The 16750-nt window shown below is 67.4% G+C and carries 13 protein-coding genes and 1 tRNA gene; 12 read left to right on the forward strand and 2 right to left on the reverse strand.

The genetic code is table 11. From position 1 onward, the window contains the following. The first annotated feature begins 19 nt into the window (after positions 1 to 19). The 3 genes from BMZ69_RS06900 to BMZ69_RS06910 all read left to right on the forward strand — a co-directional run bounded on the left by BMZ69_RS06900 (position 20) and on the right by BMZ69_RS06910 (position 6083). Complete coding sequence (locus BMZ69_RS06900; RefSeq protein ID WP_092155810.1) at positions 20 to 1627, forward strand: FMN-binding glutamate synthase family protein; 1608 nt, start codon at positions 20 to 22, stop codon at positions 1625 to 1627. A gap of 204 nt (positions 1628 to 1831) precedes the next feature. Next, positions 1832 to 2944: an efflux RND transporter periplasmic adaptor subunit gene (locus tag BMZ69_RS06905; RefSeq protein ID WP_244543243.1), complete on the forward strand. Its 1113-nt coding sequence runs from the start codon at positions 1832 to 1834 to the stop codon at positions 2942 to 2944. Between the two features lie 4 nt (positions 2945 to 2948). Beyond that, a complete protein-coding gene (locus BMZ69_RS06910; protein WP_092155812.1) occupies positions 2949 to 6083 on the forward strand; it encodes an efflux RND transporter permease subunit in 3135 nt (1044 codons plus the stop codon). 18 nt (positions 6084 to 6101) lie between these two features. Here BMZ69_RS06910 and BMZ69_RS06915 read toward each other — a convergent pair whose 3' ends face one another. Continuing rightward, entirely contained in the window at positions 6102 to 7109 is a 1008-nt protein-coding gene (locus tag BMZ69_RS06915; protein ID WP_092155813.1) for a LacI family DNA-binding transcriptional regulator, read from the reverse strand. Positions 7110 to 7271: 162 nt separating this feature from the next. On the opposite strand from BMZ69_RS06915, the gene BMZ69_RS06920 reads away from it, so the two are divergent. The 9 genes from BMZ69_RS06920 to BMZ69_RS06960 all read left to right on the forward strand — a co-directional run bounded on the left by BMZ69_RS06920 (position 7272) and on the right by BMZ69_RS06960 (position 15358). Next, positions 7272 to 8048 (forward strand): ABC transporter permease, encoded by a 777-nt coding sequence (locus BMZ69_RS06920; protein WP_092155814.1) that lies wholly within the window; start codon positions 7272 to 7274, stop codon positions 8046 to 8048. Positions 8049 to 8052: 4 nt separating this feature from the next. After that, positions 8053 to 8841, forward strand: a complete 789-nt coding sequence (locus BMZ69_RS06925) for an ABC transporter permease (protein WP_092155815.1) — start codon at positions 8053 to 8055, stop codon at positions 8839 to 8841. A 10-nt stretch (positions 8842 to 8851) separates the two neighbouring features. Further along, on the forward strand, positions 8852 to 9649 hold the full coding sequence (locus BMZ69_RS06930) for an ABC transporter ATP-binding protein (protein WP_092155816.1): 798 nt from the start codon (positions 8852 to 8854) through the stop codon (positions 9647 to 9649). Further along, positions 9639 to 10895, forward strand: a complete 1257-nt coding sequence (locus tag BMZ69_RS06935) for a DegT/DnrJ/EryC1/StrS family aminotransferase (RefSeq protein WP_092155817.1) — start codon at positions 9639 to 9641, stop codon at positions 10893 to 10895. The genes BMZ69_RS06930 and BMZ69_RS06935 overlap by 11 nt, the downstream gene beginning before the upstream one ends. A 30-nt stretch (positions 10896 to 10925) precedes the next feature. After that, the gene (locus BMZ69_RS06940; RefSeq protein WP_092155818.1) at positions 10926 to 11975 is read left to right on the forward strand and encodes an ABC transporter substrate-binding protein; all 1050 of its coding nucleotides are present in this window, start codon (positions 10926 to 10928) and stop codon (positions 11973 to 11975) included. Positions 11976 to 12058: 83 nt separating this feature from the next. Next, positions 12059 to 13372, forward strand: a complete 1314-nt coding sequence (gene hisD / locus BMZ69_RS06945) for a sulfopropanediol 3-dehydrogenase (protein WP_092155819.1) — start codon at positions 12059 to 12061, stop codon at positions 13370 to 13372. 2 nt (positions 13373 to 13374) lie between these two features. After that, the gene (locus BMZ69_RS06950) at positions 13375 to 14145 is read left to right on the forward strand and encodes an SDR family NAD(P)-dependent oxidoreductase (protein WP_092155820.1); all 771 of its coding nucleotides are present in this window, start codon (positions 13375 to 13377) and stop codon (positions 14143 to 14145) included. Between the two features lie 13 nt (positions 14146 to 14158). Further along, positions 14159 to 15151 (forward strand): alcohol dehydrogenase catalytic domain-containing protein, encoded by a 993-nt coding sequence (locus BMZ69_RS06955; protein WP_092155821.1) that lies wholly within the window; start codon positions 14159 to 14161, stop codon positions 15149 to 15151. A gap of 130 nt (positions 15152 to 15281) precedes the next feature. Next, positions 15282 to 15358, forward strand: a tRNA-Arg gene (locus BMZ69_RS06960). Here BMZ69_RS06960 and BMZ69_RS06965 read toward each other — a convergent pair. After that, positions 15329 to 16750 (reverse strand): recombinase family protein (locus tag BMZ69_RS06965; RefSeq protein ID WP_139218989.1); only part of this gene is annotated, 1422 nt, incomplete at its 5' end. The genes BMZ69_RS06960 and BMZ69_RS06965 overlap by 30 nt on opposite strands.

Genomic DNA, 16750 nt, shown 5'->3' on the forward strand with positions numbered 1-16750 from the left:
GTCAGGACAGGCCTTGGATATGACAGTGCGACTGAGCCGCTTCACCACCCTCGTCTTCTGCATTCTGGTTGCGCTCGTCGCAGTCCCGCTCGCTTTCAGCCATCCCTGGCTCTGGCTGCCCGGCCTGCTCGCCGCGGCGCTGGCGCTGATCGGCTTCTGGGACCTCTCCCAGACCGAGCACGCGATCCGGCGCAACTATCCGGTGATAGGCCATATCCGCTGGTTCGCCGAGCTGGTCCGCCCCGAATTGCGGCAATACCTGTTCGAGGCCGACGAGGAAGCCGCGCCATTCTCGCGCTCGCAGCGCTCGCTGGTCTATCGCCGCGCCAAGAACCTCGCCGGCGACCATCCCTTCGGCACGCTGCTCGACGTCTATCGCGACGGCTACGAGTTCATCGGCCACTCGACGCGGCCGGCGCCGGTCTCGGATCCCGAGAGCTTCCGCATCACCATCGGCAACGGCCAGTGCCGGCAGCCCTATTCGGCTTCCGTCTTCAACATCTCGGCGATGAGCTTCGGCTCGCTCTCGGCCAATGCGATCCGGGCGCTCAACACCGGCGCGCGCCTCGGCCGCTTCAGCCACGACACCGGCGAGGGCAGCATCAGCCCCTATCATCGCGAGGGCGGCGGCGACATCGTCTGGGAGGTCGCCAGCGGCTATTTCGGCTGCCGCGACGAGCACGGCCGCTTCGACCCCGAGCGCTTCGCCAGGCAGGCGGTCGATCCCCAGGTCAAGATGATCGAGATCAAGCTGAGCCAGGGCGCCAAGCCCGGCCATGGCGGCATCCTGCCGGCGCCGAAGGTGACGCCCGAGATCGCCGCGACGCGCGGCGTGCCGGTCGGGCAGGACTGCATCTCGCCGCCGAGCCACAGCGCCTTCTCGACGCCGCTTGAGATGATGGCCTTCATCGCCCAGTTGCGCGAGCTTTCCGGCGGCAAGCCGGTCGGCTTCAAGCTCTGCCTCGGCCATCCCTGGGAGTTCATGGGCATGGTCAAGGCGATGCTGGAGAGCGGCGTCGTGCCCGATTTCATCGTCGTCGACGGCGCCGAGGGCGGCACCGGCGCCGCCCCGGTGGAGTTCAGCGACCATATCGGCCTGCCGATGCGCGAGGGCCTGCTCTTCGTCCACAACGTGCTGGTCGGCGCCGGCCTGCGCGACAAGGTCAAGATCGGCGCCGCCGGGCGCATCGTCAGCGCCTTCGATATCGCCAGCGTCCTCGCCATCGGCGCCGACTGGGCCAATGCGGCGCGTGGCTTCATGTTCGCGCTCGGCTGCGTCCAGTCGCTGTCCTGCAACACCAATCGCTGCCCGACCGGCGTCGCCACGCAGGACGCCGTGCGCCAGCGGGCGCTCGTGGTGCCGGACAAGGCGCAGCGCGTGCACCGCTTCCACGCCAACACCCTGCACGCGCTCGCCGACATGCTGGCGGCCGCCGGCCTGACCCATCCCGAGCAGCTCGGCCCGCACCATCTCGTGCGCCGCGTCAGCGCCACCGAGATCCGGCTGTTCTCCGACCTGCACGTCTTCCTGCAGCAAGGCGAACTGCTGACCGGACTCTGCGAGCATGCGTTCTATCGCCGCAACTGGGACCTCGCCCGCACCGACAGCTTCGACAGAGTGTCGTGAGGCATTCAACAGCGACGAGGAGAAACATCTGACGCACAAGGCGGGCGCGTAACAAGACCGTAGCCTTCCCGACAGAAAATGCTCAGTATCGACTCGGGATAGGATACACGCTCCGTGCCTGTCGATTGGCGGGGCGAAACGGCGAAGGAATATGTGATGTCTGAGCGTTCACGGATGGCACGCGCGAAGCGGATATCTTCGACCTTGCCTCTCTCCGTCATGGCGCTTGCAGCCGCTTTCGCCTTCGGACCGGGAACCGGCGCCCTCGCCCAGCAGCCGGCGCCCGCCGCCGTCCCGGTCGGCACCGTCATGGCCGAGAAGCGTGCGATCACGCAGACCGCCGACTTCGTCGGGCGCATCGAGGCGGTCAATCGCGTCGACATCCGCGCCCGCGTCACCGGCTTTCTCGACGACGTGCTGTTCAAGGACGGCTCGACCGTCGCCGAGGGCGCGCCGCTCTTCCGCATCGAGCGCGCGCCGTTCGAAGCGGCGGTCGAGCAGGCGCAGGGCTCGCTGGAGCGGGCCCAGGGCACCCTCCAGAACGCCGTTGTGCAGCGCCAGCGCGCCGAGGATCTCCTGCGCACCAATGCCGGCTCGGTCGCCATCCGCGACCAGCGCGTCGCCGAAGAAAAGGGCGCCCAGGGCGACCAGACCACCGCCGAGGCCAATCTGAAGACAGCCCAAATCAATCTCGGCTACACCGAGATCAAGGCGCCGATCGCCGGCCGGATCGGCCGCACCAAGGTGACAAAGGGCAATGTCGTCGGGCCCGACAGCGGCGTGCTGGCGCAGATCGTCAGCGACAATCCGATGTATGTCACCTTCCCGGTCAGCCAGCGCGAGTTCCTGGCCCTGAAGACGAACCGGCTCCCGGCCGACGGCCAAGCTCCGCTCGTCAGCCTGAAATTCTCGGACGGCTCAGCTTACGATCAGAAGGGACGAGTCGACTTCATCGATGTCTCGGTCGAGCGCGGCACCGACACCGTGCTGGTCCGCGCCACCCTGCCAAATCCGGACGGCAAGCTCCTCGATGGCACGCTTGTGCGTGTCGGCGTCCAGGCGCCTCAGAGCGAAGAGAAGGTGCTGGTGCCGCAATCGGCGCTGATCGCCGACCAGCAGGGCTCCTATGTCTTCGCCGTCGAGGACGGCAAAGCCGTCGCCAAACGCGTCAAGGTCGGCGCCGAGGCCGGTGCCTATGTCGCCATCGACCAGGGCCTTTCCGGCAACGAGCAGATCGTCATCCAGGGTCTGCAGAACCTCCGGCCCGGCGTGCCGGTGCTGGCTTCGCCCGTGACCCCGCCGGTCGGCCGGAGCTGAACCGATGCTGAGCTCCGTCTTCGTCGACCGGCCCCGGCTGGCGATCGTCATCGCGCTCGTCACCACGATCGCGGGTCTGATCTCGCTGTTCGCGATTCCCGTCGCGCAATATCCCGACATCGTGCCGCCGCAGATCTCGGTTAGGGCCGTCTATCCCGGCGCCTCGGCCGCCGTGGTCGAGCAGACCGTGGCCCAGCCGATCGAGGCGCAGATCGTCGGCACCGACAAGATGCTCTACATGAAGAGCGTCAGCGGCAATGACGGCAGCTATTCGCTGCAGGTCTCGTTCGAACTCGGCACCAATGCCGACATCAACAACGTCAACGTCAACAACCGCGTGCAGCTCGCTTTGTCGAAGCTGCCGCAGGAGGTCCAGCGCAGCGGCGTCACGGTCAAGAAGCAGTCCTCGGCGCTGCTCGGCGTCATCGCCGTCTATGCGCCGAAGGGCAATTACGACACGCTGTTCGTCTCGAACTACGTCACCATCAACCTGCTCGACGCGATCAAGTCGACGGCCGGCGTCGGCGATGCCATGCTGTTCGGCGCGCAGGACTACGCGATCCGCGCCTGGGTCCGCACCGACAGCCTGACCGGCCTCAACCTGACAACCGGCGACATCATCGCCGCGATCCAGGGCCAGAATGCGCAGGCGGCGGTCGGGCGCATCGGCGCGCGGCCGATCTCCGACGACCAGCAGCTCCAGCTCAACATCCAGACCAAGGGCCGCCTGACCTCGCCGGAGGAGTTCGGCAAGATCGTGCTGCGCACCAATGCCGACGGCTCCGTGCTGCGGCTCTCGGACGTGGCTCGCCTCGAGCTCGGCGCCGCCAATCTCGACCGCGACACCCGCCTCAACGGCGGCCCGGCCGTGCTGATCGGCGTCTACCAGGCGCCGGGCGCCAACGCTCTCACCGCCCTCGATTCGGTCAAGAAGACCATCGGCGACCTCGAAAAATCCTTCCCCGACGGCCTGGCCTGGAAGGTCACCTATGACCCGACCGCCTTCGTCACGGCGACGATCCACGAGGTGCAGAAGACGCTGATCGAGGCCTTCGTCCTCGTCGTCCTCGTCGTCTACATCTTCCTCGGCAATCTCAGGGCGACGCTGATCCCGACCATCGCCGTGCCGGTGAGCCTGGTCGGCGCCTTCATCGTCCTCAACGCCATCGGCTATTCCGCCAACACCGTCTCGCTGCTCGCGGTCGTCCTCGCCATCGGCATCGTCGTCGACGACGCGATCGTCGTGATCGAGAATGTCGAGCGCGTGATGGAGGAGCATCCCGAACTCTCTCCAGCGGAGGCGACCAAGCGGGCGATGGGCGAGATCGTCGCTCCGATCATCGCGATCACGCTGGTGCTGCTCTCGGTCTTCGTGCCGGTCGCCTTCATCCCCGGGATTTCCGGCGAGCTCTTCCGGCAGTTCGCCGTCACCGTCGCGGTCGCGATGGTGCTCTCGGCGATCAACGCCCTGACGCTGTCGCCGGCGCTCTGCGCCATCCTCCTGAGGCCGCATCACGGACCGCGGCGCGGGCCGATCGGCCACATCATGCGCGGCATCGACTGGACGCGCGACCGCTATGGCGACGGCGTGGCGCGCCTTGTGCGCATCTCGGCCATCAGCCTTGCCCTGACCGCGGCGTTCGGCGCCGGCATCTACGCCATGGGGCGGATCACGCCGACCGGCTTCCTGCCCGAGGACGATCAGGGCGCCTTCTTCGTCGTCGCGCAATTGCCCGACGGCGCCTCGATCGGGCGCACATCGACGCTCGCCGCCGAGGTCGAGGGCATCCTCAAGACGGAAAAGGCGATCGCGGACTATTCCACGGTCATCGGCCTCAACTTCATCGACAATTATTCCCAGCCCAATGCCGGCTTCTTCGTGGTGACGCTGAAGCCGTTCGACCAGCGCACCAGCCCGGAGGACACGGCCCCGGCGGTCATCGCCCGCCTCGCCCAGAAATTCCGCAGCGTGCGCGACGGCAATGTCGTCCCGGTCGCGCCCCCGCCGATCATCGGCCTCGGTACCGGCGGCGGCTTCAGCTATGTGCTGATGGACATGGGCTCCTCGGATCCCAAGGCGCTGGGCCGAGCCCTGCGCGGGCTCACCGTCGCCGCCAACCAGGACCCGCAACTACGGCGGGTGTTCTCGACCTTCTCGGATTCGGCACCGTCGATCTATCTCGACATCGACCGCGACAAGGTCCAGATCCTCGGTGTCGCGCTGAGCGACGTGTTCCAGGCCCTGCAGGCCTCGCTCGGCGGCTACTACGTCAACGACATGAACCTGTTCGGCCGCACCTGGCAGGTCCAGGTCCAGGCCGAAGGCACTGATCGCGCCTCGGTCAACGACATCTATCGCATCAACGTCCGCAACAAGTCCGGCGAGATGGTGCCGCTGCGCTCATTCGTGGAAGCGCGGGTCGAGGTCGGCCCACAGGCGCTCATCCGCTACAACAATCGTCTGGCGGTGACGCTCCAGGGCTCGCCCGCCCCGGGCGTCTCCTCGGGCCAGGCGCTGAAGGCGATGGAAGCGGTGGCGGCCAAGACGCTGTCGATGGGGTATCGCGGCGAATGGACCGACGTCTCCTTCCAGGAGAAGCGGGCCGAGGGGCAGACGGCGATCATCCTCGCCTTCGCGCTGCTCTTCGCCTATCTCTTCCTGGTCGCGCTCTATGAGAGCTGGACCATCCCTGTGCCGGTGCTGCTCTCGGTGGCGGTCGGCGTGCTCGGCGCCTTCGTCGCGATCGTCATCGCCAAGCTGACGCTCGATCTCTACGCCCAGATCGGCATCGTCGTGCTGATCGGCCTTGCCGCCAAGAACGGCATCCTGATCGTCGAGTTCGCCAAGGAGCTGCGCGAGAAGGGCCATCCGCTGCTCCATGCCGCGACCGAGGGCGCCCGTTTGCGCTTCCGTCCGGTGATGATGACGTCCTTCGCCTTCATCCTCGGCCTGCTGCCGCTGGTGATCGCGGAAGGTCCCTCGAAGCTCGCCAGGCGCGACGTCGGCACGCCGGTCTTCGGCGGCATGCTGTTCGCGTCCCTCCTCGGCATCTTCGTGATCCCGGCGCTCTATGTCGTCTTCCAGGGCCTGCGCGAGCGGCTGCGGCCCTCGACGCGGCCGAAAGCGGAGCAGGCCTAGCGCGCGCTCCGCGGGCGATCAGCGAGGGCGCCCTGCCGAGCGCCTGACGATCAGCTCGACCGGCAGGACGGTGTCCCGGTCGATCGGCTCGCGGCGGACCAGCGCCATCAGCTTGGTCGCCGCGAACTGGCCGATCCGGCTGGTCGGCACATGCACCGTCGTCAGCGACGGCGAGATATGCGCCGACATGTCGAGCCCGTCGATGCCGACGACCGAAAGGTCGGCCGGCACGGTCATGCCGCGCGCATGGGCCTCCTCGATGCAGCCGATCGCCATGAGGTCGACGCCGCCGATCAGCGCGGTCGGCCTGTCCTCCAGCTCCAGCAGGGTGGCGCAGCCGGCCCGGCCGCCGGCGAGCGTCAGGGCCTGCTCCGTGACCAGCTGGTCCGGCAAGGAGAGCCCCGCCTCGGCCAAAGCCGCCCTCGCCCCGACGAGCCGCGCCGTCTGCCGGTCGTTGAACTGGAGCGGGCCGGTGATCATGCCGATGCGCCGGTGCCCGAGGCCGATCAGGTGTTCGGCGGCGAGCCGCCCGGCCAGCGTGTTGTCGATCGCGACCGAGGCGAAGTAGCCGTCGTCACACCAGGTCAGGACGACGGGAACGCCGGATGACCTGAGCAGCGCCGTCGTTTCCGGCGCACGCTCGGCCCCGACCAGCATCAGCCCGTCGACGCCGCGCGCGAGAAGCGCCCTGACGGCTTGGGTCTCCGCCGCTGCGATCGATTCATGCGAGGCGACGAGCAGGAGATAGCCGGCCTGAGCCAGCGTCGCCTGCATCGACTGCAGCGCCCGCGCGAAGATCGCGCTGTCGAGCGTGGGCACGATCGCGCCGATCGTCATCGAGCGGCCCGAGGCGAGCGCGCGGGCAGCGCCGTCGGGCAGATAGCCGAGGCGCTGGGCGCTGTCCCGGACCTTCGCCAGTGTCTCGGCCGACAGCAGCTCCGGCTGGGCGATCGCACGCGACACGGTCGCAGGCGACACGCCGGCATCCCGCGCCACGTCGCTCAGCTTGATGCGGCGCCCCTCCATCAACTCTCCCTCATGAAAGGATTTTCATAAGCCCTACGCTTGAGCCAAAGCAATAACAAGCGTTTCAGTCGCCAAAACCAATCACTTCACGTGTTGACATCGGCCATCCCATCTGAAAGCTTAATTGAAAGCGCTTTCATAAAAAGGCGCACGAGGAACGCGATGATCGGACGGCGTGGATGGGTCAGCCTGGCTTCGGTGGCAGCAATGCTGCTGCTGTGGTTCGTCGTGACGACGGCGACGGGCCTGGTCTCGCCCGGCCGCTTTCCCTCGCCGGCCGATTTCTGGCAGTCGCTGAGTCAGATCGCTACGCGCGGCTATGCCGGCGGCGCGCTCGCGAACCACGCCTTCCATAGCCTCAGACTGGTGGTGCTGGGCTTCCTCGTCGCGATCGCGACCGGCGTGCCGCTCGGATTGTGGATGGGCTGGAGCCGCCGGGCCGAAGCGGCGATCAACCCGATCTTCCTGATCATCCGCCCGATCCCGCCGCTGGCCTGGATCCCGCTGGCGATCCTCTGGCTCGGCCTGGGCGACGCCGCCAAGATCATGGTGATCTGGTTCGCCGCCTTCGTGCCGTCGGTCATCAATTCCTTCGCCGGGGTGCGTAGCATCGATCGGCCGATCATCGAAGCGGCGCGCATGCTCGGCACGCCGCGCTGGCGGCTCATCAGCGAGGTCATAGCCCCGGCGGCGTCGCCGATGATCTTCACCGGCCTGCGCCTCTCGCTGCAGGCGGCCTGGACGACGCTGGTCGCCGCCGAACTGGTCGGAGCGCTCGTCGGCATCGGCTTCGTCCTGAACATGGCCCAGCAGGACATCTATCCCGGCATGATCCTCGTCGGAATGGTCACTGTCGGAGTTCTCGGCTGGGCGACGACCATGCTTCTGGGCCGCGTCGAGCGCCGCGCGCTCGCCTGGAACGTGGCGGGGAGAGACTGACGCCATGAACAGCCCCCCGCTGCGAATAGGCGAGAAGCTGATCTGGGGCATGCTGGGCCTGGCCGGCTTCATCGGCCTGTGGACCGTACTGTCGGCCTGCGGGATCGTGCCGCGCCAGTTCCTGCCCTCGCCGCTCGACGTGCTCTCACGCATCGTTCAGCTGACGACCTCGCCCTTCGCGGGCGCGACCCTGCCGCAGCACCTCGCCTCCAGCCTGCAACGCTATGCCTATGGCGTGCTGCTGGCTGCCGGTATCGGCGTGCCGCTCGGGCTGCTGATGGGCTGGTTCCGCCTGCTCGACGACATCGTCACCCCGCTCTTCGACGGCTTGCGCTTCATCGCCCCGATCGCCTGGGTGCCCTTCGCCGCGCTCTGGTTCGGCACCGGCATCGGCGGCCCGGTCCTGATCATCTTCGCCGGCGCCTTCCCGCCCTGCCTGATCAACGCCTATCGCGGCGCACGCTTCGTCGAGCCGCGATTGATCGAGGCAGCGAGCATGCTCGGCACCGGCGATCTGCGGATGATCCTGGAGATCCTGCTGCCGGCGGCCACGCCCTCGATCGTGGCGGGCCTGCGCGTCGCCGCCGGCCTCGGCTGGCAGTCATTGGTCGGCGCCGAGCTGATCGTCGCGGCGGCCGGGGTCGGCTTCATGATGGTGCAGGCGCAGGCCAATGTCGCGACGCCCACCGTGATGGCAGGCATGGCCGCGATCGGCATCGTCGGCATGTTGATCGACATCCTGCTGCGGCAGGGCGAGGCGTGGATGCGCCGCCGCCGCGGCCTCGAAGCTTGAAGGGCTAACGATGGGATCGATCCGTTTCGACAAGGTCGACAAGGTGTTCGGGCCGCGCGGCTCCGGCGTGAAAGCGCTCGACGACATCAATCTCGAGATCGGCGAGAAAGAGTTCGTGGCGATCGTCGGCCCGTCGGGCTGCGGCAAGACGACCTGCCTGCGCATGGTCGCCGGCTTCGAGCCACCGAGCGCCGGGACGGTCAGCGTCAACGGCAAGGCCGTGACCAGGCCCGGGCCGGACCGTGCGGTGGTGTTCCAACAGTTCGCGCTCTTCCCCTGGAAGACGGTGCGCGAGAACATCGAGCTCGGCCTGCGCAACAAGAACCTGCCGAAATCGGAGCGCGACGGGCTCGTCGCCGGCGCGCTCAAGCTGATGAACCTGGAGAGCCATGCCGGTGCCTTCCCGCATCAGCTCTCCGGCGGCATGCAGCAGCGCGTCGCCATCGCCCGCGCCTATGTGCTCGACCCCGAAGTGCTGCTGATGGACGAGCCGTTCGGCGCGCTCGACGCCCAGACCCGCGTCGTCATGCAGGAAGAACTGGTGCGGCTGGCGCGGGTCAATCCGCGCACCGTGCTGTTCATCACCCATGCGGTCGAGGAAGCGGTCTATCTCGCCGACCGCGTCGCGATCATGACGCGGCGCCCGGGCCGCATCAAGGAGGTGCTCGACATCCGCTCGGTCCGCGAGGCCGAGAACTGGGACCGGCTGCAGAAGATCGAGGACGTCATGGATCTCGAATCCTTCGTCCACCTGCGCACGCAGATCTGGAAATCGCTGCGCGAGGAGAAGGGCGCTCATGGGGTCTGACCTCGCCGCCCTGCCGCGCCTGCAGCGCGACCTGACCGAGCCGGAGCCGATTCCGCCGGCGGGCATCGCGCGCGCCTGCGAACTGATGCGCTCGGGCCGGTTGTTCCGCTATGGCGAGATGGGCGCCGACCAGAACGACGTCGCCCTGCTGGAGCAGGAGTTCGCCGCCTTTGTCGGCCGGCGCTACTGCGTGGCGGTCAATTCCGGCGGAGCTGCGCTGTGCCTCGCGCTGAAGGTGCTGGACGTGCAGCCCGGCGAGCCGGTCCTGGTCAACGGCTTCACGCTGGCGCCCGTCCCCGGCGCCATCCTGCATGCCGGCGCCCGGCCCGTCCTGGTCGAGATCGGTCCCGACTATGTCATCGATTGCGAGGATCTGCGGGCCAAGACCCGCGCATCCGGCGCCCGCATCCTGCTGCTGTCGCATATGCGCGGGCACATCGCCGACATGGATGCGGTCACGGCGGCCTGTGACGAGCTCGACCTGCTCCTGGTCGAGGACTGCGCCCATGCGCTCTGCGCGGCCTGGGGCGGCCGCGCGATCGGCACCTTCGGCGCGGCCGCGGCCTTCAGCGCCCAGACCTACAAGCATCTCAATGCCGGCGAAGGCGGCTTCCTGGTGCTGGACGATGACGACCGTACCGCCCGGGCCATCCTGCATTCTGGCAGCTATATGCTGCACGCCCAGCATCGCAGCGCCCCCCCGGCCGAAATCATCACCGCCTGGGAGGAACTGACGCCCAATTTCAGCATGCGCATGACGGCGCTCGCCGCCGCGCTGCTGCGACCGCAGCTCGACGATCTGCCGCGCCGCGCCGCGCGCTGGAACGCCATTCACGACCGGCTGAGCCATGGGCTCGCTCGCTCGCAGCATGTCCGGCTGCCGATGCGTCCGACCAGACAGCAATATTCGGCCACCTCCGTGCAGTTCTCGCTGGTCGGCCTCGGCGAGCTCGACATCCTCGCCGTTCTCGACCGCTGCGCCGGCCGCGGCCTGCCGATCAAATGGTTCGGGGCCGGGCGCCAGCAGGGCTTCACCAGCGCGCCGCGCAACTGGCGCTATGCCGGCGACCAGGGCGCGCTCGCACGGACCCACGCCATTCTCGCCGGACTCTGCGACATCCGCACGCCCCTGTCGCTGACCGACGAGGACTGCGACCTCGTGGCCGACATCGTCTGCGAGGCAACCGAGACCGTCGCCTGCGCATGCGCGGTGGCAGGGGAAACCGGGAGAGCCGCGACAGGCTGAGACCGGGCTAACGACAACAGGGAGGACGATATGAGACGGATCATTGCAGGATTGGGTATCGCCGCAGCGCTTGCCTGCGCCATGCCGGGCACGGCACAGGCCCAGACGGCGATCGGCGTCAGCTACCAGCCCTCGCTCTATTGGGCCCTGCCCTTCCACTACGCCACGGTGAAGGGCTGGTGGAAGGAGGTCGGCCTCGCCCCGAACTTCTCGACCTTCCCGGCCGGGGCGCCGCAGATCGCCGCCGCTGCGGCCAAGTCCTGGGATGTCGGCGGCACCGGCTCGGTGCCGGCCGTGCTCGGCGCGGTGCGCTTCAACATCCTGACGATCGGCCTCACCAACGACGAGTCGAAGACCAACGCCATGATGGTGCGCGGCGACAAGTTCGACGCGATCAAGGCCAACCCGAAGTCGTTGAAGGGGCAGAAGCTGCTGCTGACGACGAACTCGACGGTCGATTATTCCGCCCGCAAATGCCTGACCAAATTCGGCCTGGCACCGAACGACATGCAGTTCGTCAATCTCGGCCAGGCCCAGATCATCACGGCGCTCACCTCCAATAATGGGGACGTCGCCGGCGTCTGGGCGCCCAACACCTACACGCTGGAAGACCGCGCAAACGCGAAGTATCTCTGCTCCGGCGCCGATGCCGACGCGATCGTGCCCGGCGCGCTGATCGTGCGCGCCGAGTTCGCCAAGGAGCGGCCGGACGATGTCACGAAGTTCCTCGCCGTGTTCCTGCGCGGCTGGTCCTGGGCCAAGGCCAACCCGGCCGAGGCGCGCACGCTCGCGCTGGACTTCTACAAGCAGGGCGGCCTCGAGGTCACCGCCCGCGCCATGGACCAGGAATTCGCGCTGCGCCCGACCTTCGGGCTCGACGAGCAGCTGAAGCTGATGGCGCGCGGCAGCGCCGGCTCGACCGTCGATGGCTGGTTCGGCGAGATCGGCAAGTTCATCACCGAGGTCGGCACCATCCCGGCGAATCCGGACCCCAAGAACTATCTCACCGACGACTTCCTGAAGCGCGTCGCGGCGGACCCGAAGCTGCGGGCCTTCGCCACCGAGTTCGACAAGAAGTGACCTGAGATCAGGCCAGACATGACGATGGCGGCCTCCTCCGGGCCGCCATCGCCTCCCCCCTTTTGACCGAAGCGGACAGCGCCATGGCCATCACGCATTTGAAGACCGCCACCAAGACGCCCGAAACCGAGACCGACGCCGCCCGCGCGGTCGTCACCGAGATGCTGGCTGCGATCGAGACCGGCGGCGAAGAGGCCGTGCGCGACTATGCGTCGAGGCTCGACAAATGGGATGGGCCGATCGTGCTCGACAAAGCCGCGATCGCCGAGCGCATCCAGGACGTTCCGCAGGGCGTGAAGGACGACATCGCCTTCGCCGCCGGCCAGGTCAGGCGCTTCGCCGACGCGCAGCGCGCCTCCTGCCAGGATTTCTCGCTGGAGATGTCGCCCGGCCTGCATCTCGGGCAGAAGCTCGTCCCGGTGAACACCGCCGGCTGCTATGTCCCGGCCGGGCGCTATGCCCATATCGCCTCGGCCTATATGTCGATCGCGACCGCCAAGGCGGCCGGCGTCAAGACCGTCGTCGCCTGCTCGGCGCCCTATCGCGGCCAGGGCATCCACCCCCATGTCCTCTATGCGATGACGGTGGCCGGCGCCGACATCATCATGTGCCTGGGCGGCGTGCAGGCGATCGCCGCCATGACCTTCGGCCTGTTTACCGGCCGGCCGGCCGACATCATCGTCGGCCCCGGCAACAAGTTCGTCGCCGAGGCCAAGCGCATGCTGTTCGGCAAGGTCGGCATCGACGTCTTCGCCGGCCCTTCCGAGGTCGCCGTCCTCGCCGATGACAACGCCGATCCGCTGCTCGTCGCGACCGATCTCGTCGGGCAGGCCGAGCACGGCCATGAGAGTCCGGCCTGGCTGATCACCAGCTCGCGGAGGATCGCGGATGAGGTGTCGCGGCTGGTGCCGGAGCTGATCGCGGCGCTGCCGCCGACCGCCCGCGACGCGGCCGGCGCCGCCTGGCGCGACTATGGCGAGATCGTGCTCTGCGACAGCCGCGAAGAGATGGTCGAGGTCTCCGACCGCTATGCCAGCGAGCATCTCGAAGTGCATTGCGCCGATCTCGACTGGTGGCATCAGCACCTCAGCAATTACGGCTCGCTCTTCCTCGGCGAAGAGACCAATGTCGCCTTCGGCGACAAGGTCTCCGGCCCCAACCACATCCTCCCGACCAAGTTCGCAGCACGCTACTCGGCCGGGCTCTCGGTGCATAAATTCCTGAAGCCATTGACCTGGCAGCGCATGGACCGCGAAGCCTGCACGCGCATCGCCCCGGTCTCGGCCCGGATCTCGCGGCTGGAAGGCATGGAAGCCCATGCCCGCACCAGCGATGCACGTATGGCGAAATACGCGCCGGGCTCCAATCTCGATCTCGGCCAGCCGGTGGAGGCCTGAGCATGTTCCGCCTCTCGGCGCTGTTCGACCTGAGCGGGCGCACCGCCCTGGTCACCGGCGGCAATAGCGGCATCGGGCTCGCCATGGCTCGCGCGCTCGGCCTCGCCGGCGCGCGGCTCGTCCTGGTCGCGCGCCGCGAGGAGGAATTGCGCAAGGCGGCGGGAGGGCTCGTCGCGGACGGGATCGCCGCCGAGACCATCCCGGCCGACCTCGCCGCACCGGATGCGGGTGCGACACTCGCGGCGGCCTGCACCAGTCTCGGCCAGGAGATCGACATCCTCGTCAACGGCGCCGGACTCAATCTGCGCCAGCCCTTCGCCGAGGTGACGGCCGCGGCCTTCGACCTGCACATGGCACTGCATCTGCGCGCGCCCTTCCTGCTGACGCAGGCCTTTGCCCCGGCGATGGCGCGACGCGGCCATGGCCGGATCATCAACATCGCCTCGCTGCAGAGCTGGCGGGCCTTTCCCGACAGCGCGCCCTATGGCGCCGCCAAGGGAGGCGTCGTGCAGTTGACGCGGGCGATCGCGCAGGAATGGTCGAAGCATGGCGTGACCTGCAACGCGATCGCGCCGGGATTCTTCCCGACACCGCTGACGCAGGCGGTCTTCGCTGACGCCAAACGCTCAGCCCGCAACGCGGCGCAGACGGCGATCGGCCGCAATGGCGAACTCGACGACCTCGCAGGCGCGACGGTCTTCCTCGCCGCGCCGGCCTCGGCCTACGTCACCGGCCAGACGCTCGCCGTTGACGGCGGCTTCACCGCGAAATAAGGAGGGCGGCCTGATGAAGGCTCTCGTCTATACCGGCGCCAACAGCCTCGTCTTCCGGGAGGAGCCTGACCCGGTCCCGCAGGCCGACGAGGTCCTGATCCGGGTCGAGGCGGTCGGGATCTGCGGCTCGGACATGCACGCCTATCACGGCTTCGATTCCCGCCGCCCGCCGCCGCTGATCCTCGGCCACGAGGCGGCGGGGCATATCGCCAGCGGTCCCCGGACAGGCGAGCCGGTGACGATCAATCCGCTCGTCGTCGACCCCGCCTGCCCCTATGCGATCGAGGGACGCTGGCATCTGTCGCCGACGCGGCAGATCATCTCGATGCCGCCGCGCCCTGGCGCCTTCGCCGAGCTCGTCCGTATCCCCGTGCGCAACCTTTTGCCGATCCCCAAGACGATGCCGATCGCACATGCGGCGCTCGCCGAGCCCATTGCCGTCTCCTGGCACGCGGTACGGATCGGGATGGAGCGGCTGCACCAGCCGCTCGCCGCCTGCAAGGTAGCCGTCCTCGGCGGCGGCGCGATCGGCCTCGCCGCGGCGCTCGTCGCCCGGCTCTTTGGCGCGAGGAACCTCGTGGTGGGAGAGACCAACCCGCTGCGGCGCAAGACCCTGAAACTAACAGAAGATCTCGTCGCCTATGACCCGGGGGAGACCGCGCCTTACGACAGCAGCATCGATCTGGTGATCGATGCCGTCGGGGCCGGTGCGACGCGGGCCGCGGCCTGCCGCATGGTGCGTCCGGGCGGGGTCATCGTCCATGTCGGCCTCCTGCCTGGGCAGGATGGCCTCGACATCCGCAAGATCACGCTGCAGGAGATCACGCTCGCCGGCGTCTATTGCTACACGCCCCAGGATTTCACAGCCACGGTCGAGGCGCTGTGTTCGCAAAGGCTCGGCTCGCTCGGCTGGTTCGAGGAGCGCCCGCTCGCAGAGGGCGCCTCGGCCTTTGCGGACATCGACGGCGGCAGAACGGCGGCCGCCAAGATCGTCCTGCGCTGCTGACTGGATCATTCACTGGCGTCAGTTCGGTTTGTTCGACCACGATCTCGCCGCGTTCGCGGATGAAAGGCCCGGACAAGCAAATCCCGCATTGCCGAGCGGGCGGCAATCAGCTATCCAGCCTCCACGGTTAGCGCCCGTAGCTCAGCTGGATAGAGCGTTGCCCTCCGAAGGCAAAGGTCACACGTTCGAATCGTGTCGGGCGCGCCATTCACGGTCAAAGCTGGGCACCATGGCGCCGGCTTTGATGTTTCCCTGAACGAGTCCTTCCGCAAGAGCCTTTTTCGGGCCGAGAATTCGGATTTCGTTCGGGCCGATCACCACGCGATCGACGAAGAGATGCAGCCAGGCACGGCGGAACGCCGGGTCCCCGGTGCGCAATCTTTCGCGCACCTGCTGCGAGAACGCGATGACCCGCTCGTCCGAAATGCGTGCACTGTGCAGCACGCGGCGATTCTTCAATTCGCGGATCCGCTCATCGCTCTCGCCGATGCGCAACTTCACATCCGCGATCCGTTGCGCGAAAGCCTTGTCCAGAATGTCGACGATTCCCTTCTCGATCGCGAGGTAAAGGCGTTCGAGCCCGGCCTTGTCGTTGTTGAGCGAGGCCTGCAGCCGCGCGATGTCCTTCTCCAGATCTTCGAGGCCGGCATTGGAAGCGTCGATCACCTGGCTCATCAGCAGCTTCAGCCGCGGCGGTGCGAGCACCTCCTTTTCCATCGCAGAGAGAACGGCCTCGTCGATGGCGTCCATGCGCACGGACTGGCCCTGGCAAGATAGCCCTCCCTTGTTCGCCTTGTTGGCGCAGGTCAGGTAGCGGTAGTTGCCACTTTTGCCCGTCCTGAGCTGCATTCCGCCCCTGCAATGCTCGCAGACAGCAATTCCGGAGAGCAGTGTGGGGCCGGTGGTCAGGCGTGGTGCCCGCACGTTCGGCCGATTGTCGCGCAACGCCCGCTGGGTCGCGAGCCAAGTCTCCTTCGGGATGATGACGGGAACCTTGACCTTGATGTGCTCGCTTTCTGGCCGCGGCTTGCGGGTGCGGCTATCGATGTAGTTGTAGCGGAAGGTACCGGTATAGACCTCGCCCTTCAGGATCTTCTCGACCGCGCTCGTATAAAACGGCTTGCCGCGATAGCTGTAGCCGTGGCCGTTCAGATAGGCGACGATCTTCTTGATCCCCATCGGCCCCGAGCCGTCGCCTTCGCGATAGAGCCTGAAGATCAAGCGAACTACCGCGGCTTCATCCTCGCTCTCGGCGAGGACCTTTTTCTCTTTGCTACGCAAGACGAGAGCGACAGCCGTCTTGTAACCAAAAGGAGGCTTGGCGCCGTTCCAGTAGCCAGCCTCGGCATTGGCCGTCATCACAGTTCGCACCTGCTCGGCATTCTGGTCCGAAGCGTGGGCGTCGAAGGCCGCGAGCATCGTCAGAAGCAGCTTGCCGTTATGCCCGTCAGGTAGCGCCTGGGTCGCCGAGATCAGGCGGATGCCTCGGCTTTCAAGTTCGGAATGGTATTTGAGCAGCAGCTGGGCATTCCGGAACAGGCGCGAAGAATGGTAGACGATCACCGCCCCGACACCGTTCACGGGATCACGAATATAGCG

This window comes from Allobosea sp. CRIB-10 (assembly GCF_900112185.1).
In the GTDB taxonomy this organism is placed as follows: Bacteria; Pseudomonadota; Alphaproteobacteria; order Rhizobiales; family Beijerinckiaceae; genus Allobosea.

Bases quoted from the DNA above. Each gene is read 5' to 3' on its own strand.
- BMZ69_RS06900 (WP_092155810.1), top strand. From the start codon at position 20: ATGACAGTGCGACTGAGCCGCTTCACCACCCTCGTCTTCTGCATTCTG.
- BMZ69_RS06910 (WP_092155812.1), top strand. From the start codon at position 2,949: ATGCTGAGCTCCGTCTTCGTCGACCGGCCCCGGCTGGCGATCGTCATC.
- BMZ69_RS06915 (WP_092155813.1), bottom strand. From the start codon at position 7,109: ATGGAGGGGCGCCGCATCAAGCTGAGCGACGTGGCGCGGGATGCCGGC.
- BMZ69_RS06920 (WP_092155814.1), top strand. From the start codon at position 7,272: ATGATCGGACGGCGTGGATGGGTCAGCCTGGCTTCGGTGGCAGCAATG.
- BMZ69_RS06925 (WP_092155815.1), top strand. From the start codon at position 8,053: ATGAACAGCCCCCCGCTGCGAATAGGCGAGAAGCTGATCTGGGGCATG.
- BMZ69_RS06930 (WP_092155816.1), top strand. From the start codon at position 8,852: ATGGGATCGATCCGTTTCGACAAGGTCGACAAGGTGTTCGGGCCGCGC.
- BMZ69_RS06935 (WP_092155817.1), top strand. From the start codon at position 9,639: ATGGGGTCTGACCTCGCCGCCCTGCCGCGCCTGCAGCGCGACCTGACC.
- BMZ69_RS06940 (WP_092155818.1), top strand. From the start codon at position 10,926: ATGAGACGGATCATTGCAGGATTGGGTATCGCCGCAGCGCTTGCCTGC.
- hisD (WP_092155819.1), top strand. From the start codon at position 12,059: ATGGCCATCACGCATTTGAAGACCGCCACCAAGACGCCCGAAACCGAG.
- BMZ69_RS06950 (WP_092155820.1), top strand. From the start codon at position 13,375: ATGTTCCGCCTCTCGGCGCTGTTCGACCTGAGCGGGCGCACCGCCCTG.
- BMZ69_RS06955 (WP_092155821.1), top strand. From the start codon at position 14,159: ATGAAGGCTCTCGTCTATACCGGCGCCAACAGCCTCGTCTTCCGGGAG.